Annotated in this window: 10 protein-coding genes; all 10 read right to left on the bottom strand. The window is 61.0% G+C overall.

The features are described from left to right. Positions 1-39: 39 nt before the first annotated feature. Positions 40-1,674 carry a response regulator gene (locus BLT65_RS12165; protein WP_091777992.1) on the bottom strand — a complete coding sequence of 545 codons (1,635 nt, stop codon included), beginning with the start codon at positions 1,672-1,674 and terminating at the stop codon, positions 40-42. Continuing rightward, entirely contained in the window at positions 1,671-3,128 is a 1,458-nt protein-coding gene (locus BLT65_RS12170; protein WP_091777994.1) for a sensor histidine kinase, read from the bottom strand. Before BLT65_RS12170 ends, BLT65_RS12165 begins: the two co-directional genes overlap by 4 nt. Beyond that, positions 3,097-4,254: an ATP-binding protein gene (locus BLT65_RS12175; protein WP_091777996.1), complete on the bottom strand. Its 1,158-nt coding sequence runs from the start codon at positions 4,252-4,254 to the stop codon at positions 3,097-3,099. The genes BLT65_RS12170 and BLT65_RS12175 overlap by 32 nt, the downstream gene beginning before the upstream one ends. Continuing rightward, positions 4,239-4,664: an anti-sigma regulatory factor gene (locus tag BLT65_RS12180; RefSeq protein ID WP_091777998.1), complete on the bottom strand. Its 426-nt coding sequence runs from the start codon at positions 4,662-4,664 to the stop codon at positions 4,239-4,241. The genes BLT65_RS12175 and BLT65_RS12180 overlap by 16 nt, the downstream gene beginning before the upstream one ends. Positions 4,665-4,683: 19 nt before the next feature. After that, positions 4,684-5,040: an STAS domain-containing protein gene (locus tag BLT65_RS12185; protein WP_042314434.1), complete on the bottom strand. Its 357-nt coding sequence runs from the start codon at positions 5,038-5,040 to the stop codon at positions 4,684-4,686. A gap of 9 nt (positions 5,041-5,049) precedes the next feature. Further along, entirely contained in the window at positions 5,050-5,913 is an 864-nt protein-coding gene (locus BLT65_RS12190; protein ID WP_091778000.1) for an STAS domain-containing protein, read from the bottom strand. A gap of 247 nt (positions 5,914-6,160) precedes the next feature. Then, positions 6,161-7,846, bottom strand: coding sequence for a tannase/feruloyl esterase family alpha/beta hydrolase (locus BLT65_RS12195; RefSeq protein ID WP_091778151.1), 1,686 nt, complete (start codon positions 7,844-7,846; stop codon positions 6,161-6,163). After that, positions 7,843-8,952, bottom strand: coding sequence for an OpgC domain-containing protein (locus BLT65_RS12200; protein ID WP_091778002.1), 1,110 nt, complete (start codon positions 8,950-8,952; stop codon positions 7,843-7,845). The genes BLT65_RS12195 and BLT65_RS12200 overlap by 4 nt, the downstream gene beginning before the upstream one ends. Before the next feature lie 600 nt (positions 8,953-9,552). Next, a complete protein-coding gene (gene brxL, locus BLT65_RS12210; RefSeq protein WP_091778007.1) occupies positions 9,553-11,625 on the bottom strand; it encodes a BREX system Lon protease-like protein BrxL in 2,073 nt (690 codons plus the stop codon). 14 nt (positions 11,626-11,639) lie between these two features. Continuing rightward, positions 11,640-14,138 (bottom strand): BREX-1 system phosphatase PglZ type A, encoded by a 2,499-nt coding sequence (gene pglZ / locus BLT65_RS12215; RefSeq protein WP_091778009.1) that lies wholly within the window; start codon positions 14,136-14,138, stop codon positions 11,640-11,642.

Genomic DNA, 14,138 nt, shown 5'->3' on the forward strand with positions numbered 1-14,138 from the left:
CGAGCTACCTTGCTTCGCTGCCTTCCGTTCGATGCGCCTTCACCCTGTCGCGTCCGACTGCACAGGTGTGCCCGGATTGCGTGGCATGCCGCTCGCGCCGTCCGCCGCGATCACGCGCTCGATGTCATCGAGCGAAGCAGGCTTCACCAGGTGATGATCGAAGCCCGCATCGCGCGTGCGTTGCCGGTCGCTTTCCTGACCATAGCCCGTGAGCGCGATCAGCAACGCGCCCGCCGTGGCCGGCTCGGCGCGCAACGCGCGCGCGACCTGATAGCCGTCGATGCCCGGCAAGCCGATATCGAGCAGCACGACTTCCGGCTTGAATTCGCCTGCTGTCGAGATCGCTGCCGCGCCGTCGTACATCACGCGCACGTCGTGGCCGAGCATTTCGAGCAGGATCGACATCGATTCAGCGCCGTCGACGCTGTCGTCGACCACCATCACACGGCGCTTCGCGTCCGGCGCGCTTTGGGTGTCGCCGACGGGATTGGCAGCGACGGGCGCCGGGTTAGTCGCGGCGGCGTCGCCGGACGTCACCGCCGCGGACTCTACCGGACAAGGTGACGCTACGTTTTGTGACGCCGCTATCGGCAATGTCACAACGAATTCCGAGCCCATTCCAAGCCCCGCAGAAAATGCCTCGATAGTGCCGCCATGCAGTTCGGTGAGCGTCTTCGCGAGCGACAGCCCGATGCCAAGACCACCCTCCGAGCGCGCAAGCGAATCTTCCGATTGCATGAAAAGATTGAACACGTCAGCCAGTTCGTTCGGCGGAATGCCGATGCCGTTGTCGCGCACGCGGATCGTCATGATGTCTTCGGCCGCGCTCGCGTCGAGCTCGATCACGCCGCCTTCGGGCGTGTACTTCGCCGCGTTCGACAGAAGATTGCTGATCACTTGCGCGACGCGGATCGGGTCGCCGTAGATCATGCATGACTGGTCGGGCACGTTGACGTGCAACGTGTGCTGCTTCTTCTGAATCGACGGCTGGTTCGCTTCGACGGCCGTCGCGACGGCGGCGGCGATATCGACGCATTCGATCTGCAGCGCGATCTTGCCGTGCGTGATGCGCGACACGTCGAGCAGATCGTCGACGAGCCGGCTCAGATGCTCCACCTGACGGCGCGCGATCATGCGCGCGTCGCGCACGGTGTCGTCGTTCGCGTGATGGCGCGGGTCCATCAGCTCGACGGCATTGCGGATCGGCGCGAGCGGATTGCGCAGTTCGTGCGCGAGCGTCGCGAGGAACTGGTCCTTGCGACGGTCGGCGTCGCGCAGCGCCTCTTCCGCGCGATGCAGCCGCAACAGCGCGCGCACATTGGCGGCGAGTTCGGCCGGCTCGATCGGCTCGGTCAGATAGCTGTCCGCGCCGACGTCGAGCGCGCGGACCTTGTCGAACGATTGCACGGCGGCCGCCGACGTCTGCAGGATCAGCGTCGAGCGCGTGCGCGGATCGCGCTTGAGAATCGAGCAGACCTCGATGCCGCTGATGTCGGGCAGCTTCACGTCGAGCAGCACGAGCGCCGGACTGTGCGCGCGCACCTGATCGAGCGCGCCCTGGCCCGTCGCCGCCTCGATCACCTCGAAACCGGCATGCACGAGCACGCGCGTTTTTGCGTAACGCGCGCCGTCGTTGTCGTCGACGTTGAGGATCAGCGGAGCGGCAACCGTCATGAGGCGCCTCCGTGCGCGATGGCCGGGCCGCCGCCGGCTGCGTCGTCCGCACCCGGTCCGGCGACCGCTTCGATCGTGAGCGGCAGCGTCGCGAAGAAGGTCGAGCCGACGCCGGGCTTGCTGTCGACGCCCGCATAACCGCCGAGCAGCGCGGCGAGCTTGCGGCACAGCGGCAAGCCGAGGCCCGTTCCCTTGACCCGCTGCTGCAGATGGTTCTGCACCTGGCCAAACTCCTCGAAAATCACTTGCTGGTGCTCCTCGGCGATGCCAATTCCCGTATCGGCCACGAAGAACGTGACGTGGTCGCCATCCGGCTCCATTCGCGCGCCGACGCGTATCTCCCCGCGCTCGGTAAATTTGAGCGCGTTGGAGACGAAATTACGCAGTATCTGCGTGAGCTTGGCTTCGTCGGTGAAGATGGGTGGCAAACCGTACGCGTCCTCGAAAATCAGCTTCACCGACGGATCAGTCTGCAGCGGCGTCAGCATCGGGCGCAACGCCGCAAAGAGCTCGGTGGCCTTGAACCACACAGGCGTCACCTCGGTACGGCCTGCTTCGATCTTGGCGAGATCGAGCAGATCGTTGACGATTTCGGTTAGATCCTCGGCCGATTTGCGGATAAGTAGCACTTGGCGTTCCTGCTCGGCGGAAAGATCGCCGTCGAGCCGGTTCACCAGCAGATTCGACAGCGCCCGGATCGAGCTGAGCGGCGTACGCAGTTCGTGGCTCATGTTCGACAGGAAGCGCGACTTCATCGTGTCGGCGCGGCGCAGTTCGTCCGCGCGTTCGTCCAGCTCCGCGTACAGCGCGACCACCCCGCGATTGGTGGCTTCGAGTTCCAGCGTGAGGCGCGTCAACTCGTCCTGACGGTCGCGCAGTTCCGTCAGCGTGGAGAGGAGTTCGCGGTTCTGTTCGAGCACTTCGTCGAACGAGCGGCGTGCCGCGTCTTCGGCGCTCGTTGCTCCGCCCGGGCGTCTGCCCAGCGCGTTTTGCTGGACGAGGCTGCGCATGATCGCGTCGATGCCCGTCGCGGCCATTTCGGGGCGGTCAGGCGGCAGGAAGCGCGCCATCGCCACAGTCGTGCCACGCTCCAGCGACGATTCGATGTCGCACCGGTCCATCAGCCGGCGGCTGCCGGCAATGCCGCGGCCCATGCCCGTCGACGACTGGTAGGTGCCGTCGAGCACCGATTCGAGTTCGCGGATGCCGGGCCCCTGGTCGCGCACGTCGATGAGAAGCGCTTGCGGCCTCGACGCGCCGTCGAACGCGAACGTCACCTCGCCGCCATACGCGTATTCGAATGCATTGCGCGCGATCTCGGAGACCGCGCTCGCGATGCGCGTCTGGTCAAGCGTGGAGAAGCCGAAGCCCGCGGCGATCGCGCGAGCCTTGCGGCGCGCGGCGACGACGTCTTCCTCAGCCTCAAGCCGGATGCGCAATATGGGGGTCGTCATGCCTGAAATGTACTCCCTGGTCTGCCTTGACAACCACCACAGTGGCATCGTCGCGGCGGCGCGAGAAATCGCGGTACAGGACGGCGGCGATCATCACGGCCGGCTGCAGATGCAAGCCCGGATAGGCGGCTAGATCCCAGCGCGTGCCGATGCCGTCCGAATGCAGGATGAGCAGCGCGTCGCGCGCCCACGTCACTTCGAACTCCTGCGAGTCGCGCATCGTATGACCGACGATGCCGTTGCGCGACGTGAGCTGCCAGCTGTTGCGCGCGCTGTCGGCTGCCGTGACCGCGTTGTGGCTCGCACCGCCGCCGACGAGCGCCGGCTTGCCGGTATTGAAGATCGACGCCGCGATGTTGCCTGTGCCCGTGAAGACGAGTTGCGAGCGCGCGAGGTCGAGCCGCGCTATGGCGACGGCCGCGCCGCGTGTTGGGCGCAGCGCGCCGTGAGCGAGTTCCATCAACGCGGCGGGCGAACGGCCCGCGCGCCGCCGCGCGACATCGACGGCGCCCGCTGCCGCGACATGCGCGTCGGGACCATGGCCGAGACCATCGGCGAGCGTGACGGTCAAGCCGTCCTGGTCCGCTTCGATGCCCCACGCGTCGCCGCATACGGATTCGCCCGGATACGGCACGCAGATGCCGCCGATGTCGGTGCCCGCCGCTGCGCGTGCCGGTCTCTCGTGCGCGCCGCGGCTGCGCACCACGGCATGCAGCACCGTGCCGAGATTCGGCTGCGAATACACCGACAACTCTTCCGACAAGCGCCGGATCGCGCCGAGCCCCGTGCCCGGCGAGCCCGCCGTCGAACTGCCGTCGCGGAACGCGAGCTGCACGTCCTGCATGCCCGAGCCTTTGTCGATCGCGATGATCTCGACGCCATTGGCGAACGTGCCCGCCGTATCCGAAGGCAGGACGCGCACGAGCAGTTCGCCGTGCTGCGCGTGCTTGAGAATGTTGGTCGCCGCCTCCGTCACGATCAGCGCGACGCGGCCCAAGTCCGTTTCGTTCAGCGCGCCCTTTTGCGCCGCGTCATTGGCGCCGCGCCGCGCGAACGCGACACTGCTCGCGTCGGTGATTTCGAACGATGCGTGCATGGCACGCAGACCGCTCAGCGAAGTTTCCATTTCGTGATCGACACTGTCGTGCCTTTCCCTGGTTCCGACTGGATTTCGAATTCGTCGCACAGACGCCGCGCGCCGCCGAGCCCGAGGCCGAGACCTGAGCCGCTCGTGAAGCCGTCCTGCAACGCGCGTTCGATATCCGGAATGCCCGCGCCCTGGTCGACGAACGTCAGCTTCAGGCCCTTGCGCGTGCCGTTGAGGAGCACGCTCAACGTCGCGTCGCCGCCTCCACCGTACAAAAGCGTGTTGCGTGCCAGTTCGCTCGCGGCCGTGACGAACTTCGTCTGATCGACTAGCGAGAAACCTTGTGCAATGGCTTCGTCGCGCACGACCTGGCGAAGCTTGACGATCTCCTGATCCGAGCGCAGACCGACTTCGACAGTCGATGTCACCACTACGCCGAATGAGTTCATGTGTGAGCGCCCCGAATAATCAGCGCTGTCGCTGCTTGAGCAGCGCCATGCCTCGTTCGACGTTGAGCGCCGTGCGCACACCCGTCAACGTGAGTCCCAGTTCGACCAGCGTGATCGCGACGGACGGCTGCATGCCGACCACGACCGTCTGCGCATCGAGCACCGTCGCCATCGCGGCCGTGTTGCTGATCATGCGGCCAATGAACGAGTCGACGATATCGAGCGCAGAAATGTCGATCAGCACACCTTTCGCCTTGTCTTTCACGATGCGCGCGGTCAGGTCGTCTTGAAGCGTGATGGCGAGGCGGTCGTGCATGTCCACCTGAATCGCGACGATCAGGCAATCGCCCAACCGCAGGATTGGAATGCGATCCATGGCGTCACCTTAACCGGCGGCGCGCGTCGGAATGCTCGACCCGCTCTTTTGCAGCGCAATGATGAAAGCATCCGCCAGCGTGGACTTCGTGATCACGTTGGTCAGGTCGACGCCGAGATGCACGATGGTCTGCGCAATCTGCGGACGAATGCCGCTGATGATGCAATCCGCGCCCATCAGACGCGCGGCTGCGACGGTCTTCAGCAAGTGTTGCGCGACGAGGGTGTCGACGGTTGGAACGCCTGTGATGTCGATGATCGAAATCGCGGCACCTGTTTCGACGATCTTTTCCAGCAGGCTTTCCATCACGACTTGCGTGCGCGCTGAATCGAGCGTGCCGATCAGCGGTAGCGCGAGGATGCCGTCCCATAGCTGCACGACGGGCGTCGACAGTTCGAGCAGTTCTTCCTGTTGACGCGCGATGATCGCTTCGCGGCTGCGCTGAAACACTTCCGTCGTGTAAAGGCCGAGCGAATCGAGTATCAGGTTCACCGTCCAGCTCATGTCTGCGAGTTCTTGCGGCTGGCTACTGTACTCCTCGCGCAGGCGCATATAGAGCGGCTGCTTCAGTGAGAACACGAAGGTCGCCGTTTCGACGGGCGTAAAGCCCTGACGCGCGCGATGCGCGGACATGTCGGCGAGAAACGCCCGCACGGGCTCCCATTCTGGGCGGGACGCGTCCAGCGTATCGGCTTTGGCGAGTGTGTCGGAGAAGATATTCAGGAAGTTGCGGAACTGGTCGCTCATCTCCGCTTCTGTGGCGAGCCCGCGCCGCAGCGAGATCGATAGATGCTGGTTCAACCATTCTGTGAGCAGCGTGTCGCGATGACGCGTCAGCACCTCGACGAGGGCCGCGCTTTTAGAAGCGGTCATAAGGTCTCCGGGGGAGTGCAGGTAAATTTTGCTCAATAGTTTGTGTGCAAACTGTTCACGCACAGTCGATGCGCGCAAACATTACCGGAAGGCGTGTGATGACAGCAGATAGCAGCGCCTTGCGGGATGATCGCCCAATACTACAGGGGCGCTGCGTGATTGCGGGTGAAATGAGGGCCGAAATGTGCGGTGCGCGACAGCGTTTTTATGGCTTCGTGACGGGCGCTTTCATCTGACCAGCGGACGCTCAAGGTTCGCTGCAGGCGAAGTTGTTTGCTTCGTTGAGATTGCCCTTGCCGAGGTAGCGCGGGTACATCGGATAGCGGCACAGTGGACGCGAGCGGCCGTTGGTTGGCGGGGAGATGTCGGTGGCGAGCAGCGTTTCAGGAGAGACACCGCGCGTGACCCAGCTGTCGAGTGCGCCGAGCAGATCGACGGATGGAATGAACACGCCGCCGCCATGCTGGAAGCCCGGCACCATGTAGAGACGCATGAAGGCGTTCACGCGCTCGTCGCCGTATAGGTCGACGAGGCGGTCGTAGTAGGCGATCGTCTGGTTGGGGCTGATGACTTCGTCGGCGAGACCTTGCATCGTGATCAGCTTGCCGCCTCTTGCGATGAAGCGGCCAAGGTCGGGATTCATTGCGCCGATGACCTGCGATAGCGTGAGCAGTTGCTTCTGGTATTTGCCGGGGTGCTGTACGTCGAACTTGATTGAGTCGAAGGTGGCGTCTTGTGTGACGAAGTAGCGGATGTAGCCGTCAGCTTGTGCGAACAGATAACCGTTGCCTGTGAAGGTCGGCGATGTTTGACGCGCCGGGTCGCGGCCGAGTCCGAGCATGCCGTTCAGGCGTGTGGCCTGGAAGACGTTGTAGCCGTGGTAGCCGCTGACGTCGTAGGCGAGCTTGTACGGCAGTTTGAGGCCGTCGCGCAGGATGTTAAGTGTCGATAGTTGTGCGTCCGTTAGACAGCCGCCTTCGTGGGCGTAAGACGTGCCGCGATGGCAGCGCAGCGCATCGATGATCTCGGGTTCGCGCTGGCGGCATTCGGAGACGTCGCTCACGATGCCGTCCGTCGCGCCGTCGAGCTTGTCGCAGACTTCGAGGGACTTTTGGTAGACGCGTTCGAGTAGCGCGGGTGGGACGAAGCCGCCGGGGGTTGCGTATTCGGCCTGGCCGAGGCGTATGCCGATCAGGCGCACGCCTGAGAAATTGAGCGCGGGGGAATCGGCGATTACGCCGTCGTAGTCGTCGGGGAAACGCTGCATTACCGTGTAGCCCTCGCGGCCACCCGTCGATCCGCCCGCGAAGTACATGCGGTCGGGTGGATGGCCGTACATGCGCACGATCAGCGCGAGGGCCGCGTCGTGGGTTTTCTTCAGATGCGCGTAGCCGAAGTTCACGACGGCTTCATCGACAAGTCCGAATACCGCGAGCGATGAGTTGCCGACGTGGCCGGAGTCGTCGCCGAAGGTTACGTAGCCTTGGGCAAGCGGTGCGCGGATCGGCGAGAACGGCATCACGCCGATGCCCGTTACGACCGTGCCGTTGTAGCCGCCGCCGCCGACCTGCAACGCGCGGCCGTTCCAGCGACGTGGAAGGTTCAGGTCGAAGCGGATGTCGGGTGTCGTGCCTTTTATTGCCCGGATGACGCCGGTGATGCGGCAGAACTCGCCTGCGCCGTTGCCGGGGGTTTGGGCTGTTATTACGGTTGCGGATTCGACGTGGGCGCCGTGGGTCGGGAGTGCGATGGTTTCGGCGTCTAGCCAGAGGTCGTTTAGGTCCGTGCAGCGGGTGGCGAACGGGGGTTGTTTTGGGGCGGTTGGTGTTTGGGTTTCGGGTGTTGCCGCCGTTGCTGCGCTCGCAGCGCAGCATAGGAGCGCCGTGCGTGCTAGCCAGAGCGCCGCACGCGGCCATGCGATACCGCGCTTCATCGGCAGTCGGCTCCGCTGACGGCGGCGCGTGGCTGCGTCGGGCCCTTCCATTCCCTCCAGAAACGCGCGAGGAGCAGCACGGCGGTGATCGCCAGGAGGTCGCCGGCGAGCGCTGCGAGACCGTGGGTCAGGCCGTGGATGCTGTGCGGCGTCGCTGTGTCGACGATCAGAGAGATCAGCGTGCCGCCGACGAAGCACACTAACCCCGTCTGCCCGACCTTGATGACGGCTGGCGCTTTTTGCGCGAGTTTCGCGATGGTGCCGGCGCGGACAAGGACGACGGCAAGCCAGGCGATGGCAAGGAAGTTGATCACGCGTTCAATCGACAAGTTCTGTTTCAGGTGGCCAGGGAGCGGATGGGTCAGGATGAAAAGCTTCACCACTGCGAAGGCTAGCACGGCTGTGATTGCTGTTTTTGTTAGCCAGCGGCCGGGTTTTGATTCCAGGAATTGATCTGAAACCGGGCGCTCACGGCACAGGATACCGATCACGAACATCAGTTGCCAGGCGAAAGGGTTGAAAGCCCAGTCGCTGACGTCGTCTATGGCGAAGAGTTTGGCTAGGGGTACTGCTAACGCCCAAGTCGTGATGCTCGCTGCTAATGCGGTAAGCGGGGCTTTGCGGGCTAGTGGGACGACGAAGGGGACGGTGATTGCGAAGATCACATACATCGGTAAGACGCTTGATAGGTAGGGCTGGCGTCTGAGGATTGCTATGTCGAACGCTTCTCTGATTGGGGCTGCCGCGAATAGTGGCCAGCCTGTCAGGTCGACCATTGGACGGTTCAGTTGCAGTAGCTGCAGGATCGCGCCTGAGAGTAAGGTGAGGACCGCTGTTAGCAGGTAGGCGCGGTAAATCTCCCAGCAACGTCTGTAGAAGCGGTTGTGGGCTGCCTTTTCGCCTTTCTTGCTTAGGACCGCGCCGTAGGCTGCGGCTGAAGCGTAGCCGCCGAGGCATACGAAGACTTCTGCTGAGTCACATAGGGCGTATGCGTGCAACATCAAGTGCTGCAACACCCCACCCGGTATGTGGTCGAGCACGATCACGATCAGCACGATCCCGCGGAAAAAATCCACTTCGATAGAACGCGGGCGGTGCGGATCCATTCGAAAGGCTCTTTTGGCAAAGTGCTGAGCGGGTAGCGCGGTTTTGGCGGCGCTGCGGGTCGCAAGGTGTCGGGTCGGGGTATACGTGACGTAGGAACCGTTGCAAACGAGAACGTTCCATGCTTACGCAGGTTGTAAGGGAATGTTGTGGAAATGAAGTGGGTTAGGGGTGGGGATGCAAGCTTCGAAGATTGCATGGAAGACCTCGGGGCCCTTCCAGGTGCGCGGATGACTATTAAACCACCAAACTAACCAATTGATAATTAAGCAATTTATTGATCCACATTGCAAACGTACCCCCAGAGTTACCCCCAACTGTTCGCTCTTACCGACCGGTCTGGCGGCCTCGCACGCGTCATACTGCATTGCTGCAACGCAGCAGATATGCTATGTCCCTACTCGGGCGCAATGTCGTCGTTAGCCGGGCGACGGGGATGGATAGTATGGCGGGCAGCGCCGTAGCGCTGGCACAGGCCTGCGAGTTCAGAGACGTCTTTATCAGTAAGCTCACACTGCTGACGTAACCGAGTAGCTGCAATCTGGAGCCAATTGGGGTGCTCTAAATACCATGGGGTCAGTGACGCCGATGTACTGCTCACGTTACCCCAGCTCATTTCCATTCGGCTTGTGTTTGATGAACGTCACCTCGAATGCCTTGCATGAGCGGTATTGCTGCAGCCGATTGGCGAAGGTGAAGGCATCGTTCATCTCATAATGCTGGAAGATGTCGAGGCCGCGATCCAAGGAGATTTTCCAGCCTTGGTCCGTTACGATGTGGCGGGCGTGGATAGTGCCAGTGCCGTCGAATTCCCAGGTGAAGTTCATGCCCACCGCGCTGGCGGACTCCTTCATCTTCTTGAAGTTTTCCTTCTGCTGTTCACCTTTGAAGTCGTCTTCTGTCGTGACCAGATGCACGGATACTTCCACGTCCGGAGCCTTGTACTTGACTACGGTCTCCAAAAATTCCATGAAGTTGCGCATCTGATAAAAGAGTCTAATGTACGGGTCAGTGATCGTGAGTGCGGTCGCCCCTCTGAGATAAGGACCGAGCAATGTGTCGAAGGACAGGCCCTTCTGGTTCTCCTGGAATGTGAGGTGCTTTTCCTTCAGGACGGGCTCGGCTGGTGTCAGTGGTTCGGATGACATTTTGGGTGAGCCCGGTAGCGCAGCTTCTAGGCTTTTCCTGTCCTCATCCCCGGCGATGGTCTTGTGGTAGTAGCTGGGGTATTCCTCCTCTTCGAGCGTGGTGACAGGCTCGGCCTGGCCATCAGTGCCCAGATAAGTAAAGCGGACGTTACCGTAGGTGGAGTCGATACGCATCAGTTGGTCTTTGACGCGTTTGCGGCCCTCAATCGCAAGCCGTAGCAGCTCCTCGATCTCTGCCTCGGTCGCCCCCCCGTGCGGGAAAAGGATCTTCATCAAGCCGGAGAATGTTTTGTTGATGCCATCACGATCTCGCGTCGAGATATCGGAAGAGAGGGAGAAGTGCTCCTTGTAGCGGTCTGAGTAATCGTGATTGCGCAACGAACGAAGGATCTCGGCCAAGTAGTCCACCACGAATCCGTAGCCGTCGGAGAACATCTCGCCCCGAATGATGTCGACCTCCCAGCCTGGGATATAGAAATGGATGCGGTCCAAAAACGCGGAGTCGTAGAATTTTTCCGGCAGCTCGCAAAACAGGTCCGAGTGCTTGAGCATGTAAGGCACAGTGTGCTGGGTATTGCCCACGAACACCATGGACGCTTCCGCGCCCAGCGTCTCGACGCCTCGTGAAAAGGACTTGTTGGCCATATAGTTCTTCATGATGTCGACCAAGGCCTTATCCACGCGCTTTTGCTTTCCAGCAAACTCGTCGAAGGCGACGCAATCCCAGTAACCGACCAAGCCAATCTTTCCGGATGTATTGTTCACGAACAACTTGGGAACCGTAACCTCGCCGCCGGAGATCAAAATGCCATGAGGCGAGAATTCCGAGTAGATGTGAGATTTTCCAGTCCCCTTGGGGCCAAGTTCGATCAGGTTGTAGTTGCGCTCGCAAAACGGGATCAGGCGGACCAGTTGGGTCAACTTGCTGCGTTTGCCGAACATCTCTGGATTGAAGCCGATGCTTTGCACAAGCAGGTCGATCCACTCCTCAGTGGTGAATTGCTTGCGGGCCTCAACATATCCGTCGAAATCGAAATGAGAGAGCTGGATCGGCTTGAGGGTCGACAAGATCCAAGGTCTGGCGCTTTTGTCTTCGGTAAACTCATACTCCAGATCAGCAATGCACCACACGCCGCCGACCAAGAGCTTGGGGTGCTTTTTCACTGTTCCCGAATCAACAAGAACCTCTTTGATACCCAGATTAGAGAACCGCGCCTCATAGACATCCTTATCGTCGTTCAAATCGACACTGATTTTGTCGATGACTTTGTAGCGCCCCTTTTCTTTGATGTTCGAGCGGACTAACCCGGCTTCATTCCGGTGCACGTAATGCTTCGCGAGGATCTCTTGGACCGTTTTGATACCTGTCTGGATGGTCGGCTCATCGCTGGTGGCGCAGTATTGTCCCAGCAGGTATTCCAGCACGTAGGAGGGAACGATCGCGTTGCCCTTGACTGTCTTGACGAGATCCTTACGGACAACGAGTCCCGGGAAGTGTGCGTTGATTTTCTGGTCGAGCTCGTTCATCGGTCTCCCCTACTCTAAAAGTCGAAATCGCTGGTAAATGAGCGCCGCATCAAATACCGGAGCGACTTGTATTCCTTGTAATGCGAAGTCCCGGCGTGTTTTTCCTCCAGCCGTAGAATGACCTCTTGGCCGTTGGCCTCATCAGCCTTACGGGTCAGCACAAAGCGCACCTGCAACTCCCGCTCCCGGGGGTTGTCCGAGCTCAGGTCGAAGGTCAGATCATGGCTGTCAGAGATCAGGTCGCCCGTCTCGGTGTAGATGCCAGCTCGCAGCACACGCGGCTGGATCTTGTCCGTCACCGGCCCGGCCTGGTACATGGTAACCGCCAGTTGACCGGAGGTAATCACCGAGCTGGCTCCGCGCAGGATGTCCACCTCTACGGCGGTGACATCGCTTTGGCGCTTCTTGTTGATTTTAAGCACCGGGATCACCACCTCCTGCAAGGACGCGCCGCCATGCACAAAGCGGCTGCCGGAACCCTTTAGGCGCAGGCGGTTGATCGACTTGGGAATCTGCACCTCCACCGCACCGGCAAGACCAAGCTGCTCGGGGGTGAACTTGCGCAGGCTGGATGTCTCGGCAAGCCCCTTGCCGAGCACGAAACGCCTGTCTCGGTACAGAATCACCTCGCCCTTGGCCTCGACACTGGCGAAGTCGCTCTCGTCTAGGTGTCGATGTTGGTAGATGAAACCGTGATCGGCGGTGACTAGAATATTGTTGGCATTCGCCGCGGTCAGTTTCTTCACCAGTCTGACAATATCGCCCAGCGTTTGCTCGGCGGCTTCAAAGGCTTGCCCCTCCGAATGCATCTTGTCGCCAGTATGGTCAATGCGATTGTGGTAGATGTAGAGCACGTCGTTGCGTTTCAGTAGCTCGCGGCTACCATCCCGATCCAGCTGCATGAAATCTTCGGCGGTAATGGCTTCACCACGGCCATTCAGGGCAGCTTGCAGGACCTTGGTGCGATTAACCGTACCCTGGGAACTTTGCCCATCCACCAGCACGGTGCCGGTTTCGTTGTCGGCAACCACCAGCTCTTTGTTGGGCAACAGTGCCGCCATGCCGAGCTGGGTGTAGCTGGGCAGCATCGAAAGCGCCGGTTCCAGTTCGGCGCTGTAACGGTCCTCCTGGCGAATCAGGCTCAGCAGCTCATCGCCGATCTCGTAACGCATGGCATCGGAGATGATCACACAGACCTTGTTTTCCTTGCGCAGAAACGGCTGGACCCAGTTCTCGAAAAACTCCCTCTGCCCGCACACGGGGAAAGCTTCCCACTTCGATGCCGCATCCACAAAGGTCTGAAAGCGATCGCCAAGCTTTAGCAGGAAGTTGGTGGAATAGAGGTTTTCAACCTGGTCGGTCAGGGTGCCCATCAGCGACGCCTGTCCCGACATGCGCACGTGGTAGGTGAACTTACGGTAAAGCTGATCGAGCTGATACCAGAACCGGCTGTAGCGCTGCACTCCTTCAGCCAGGCTCTCCATGGCGAGATTGGCCTCGCCTAGGGCTTGGGTAAACTGGGCGGCATAATCGACCGCCTCATACAAGTGGCGATATTCGCGATACCAGTGGCCTTGTCGCCGCTGTCGAACCCAGATTGCTACGTCACCGCTGGAGGCGGTGCGGGATGCCACCGCCCGCACTAGGTCGCTGATGATCTTCTGGTCAATCAGGCGGAAATAATCCAGTTCGATCAACTCGCGGAAATCACGCTTGCCCAGATCATGCTCAATCCCAAGGACCTCGGCGCATTCTCCCGAGAGTGTCTCGAAGCCGCCTTCGAACTGGCGGCTGTCCTTCCAGCGCTTGAGAAACACCAGGGCATCGCCGGTCAGTTTCACCTGGCCGTCGGTGCCCATGGCGTAGCAGGACTTAAACAGCTCGATGGCGAAGTCGCGAATGCCCGGCTCGTCGGACTTGTATCCGTAGCAGCGGGACATCTGTTCCCAGAGGAAACCGTCCAGGCTGCACCGGTCGACCAGCTTGATCTTCTCGTCCCGGCCATCGGCCAGCTCCTGCAGCAGACTTTCCACCACCGCGTCCATGCGCGGCTCGCTGCCGCTGCATACGGCAAGCATTTTCAGGCGAATCTGCCCGGCGGTGTCATCGGCTTTCAGCAGCTTCTTGAGGGCGTCCTTGCGCTTGTTCGCCTGGAAAAACTCCACATGGGCCTGGACCAAATCGGCGAACTCCAAGCCGAACTCCAGTTCGGATAGCCAGATGGCCACCTGGTCGGTGCGGAATTCCCCGTGAGCTAGTTGCACATCCAGCAACCAGTTTTCCAGATCGGCGGGCTGAGGCCCTTCACGGTAGAGCAGGAATTTCTGTTCCGGTTGCTCGCGAAGCAGCCTGTACTTGATGCCGTACTCGTTGTTGATCAGCTCCAGCTTCTCGACGCCGAGAAGCTGAAGCGCCTCGAAGTCGTTGCGCAACTCCTGTTTGGCGTCGTACCAGAACACGATCCTGTGCCGGTCGAAGAGTTTGGTCAGGGCCTCGGCTATGCGGTTTTCCAT

This window comes from Paraburkholderia steynii (assembly GCF_900100565.1).
GTDB classification, from domain to species: domain Bacteria; phylum Pseudomonadota; class Gammaproteobacteria; order Burkholderiales; family Burkholderiaceae; genus Paraburkholderia; species Paraburkholderia terrae.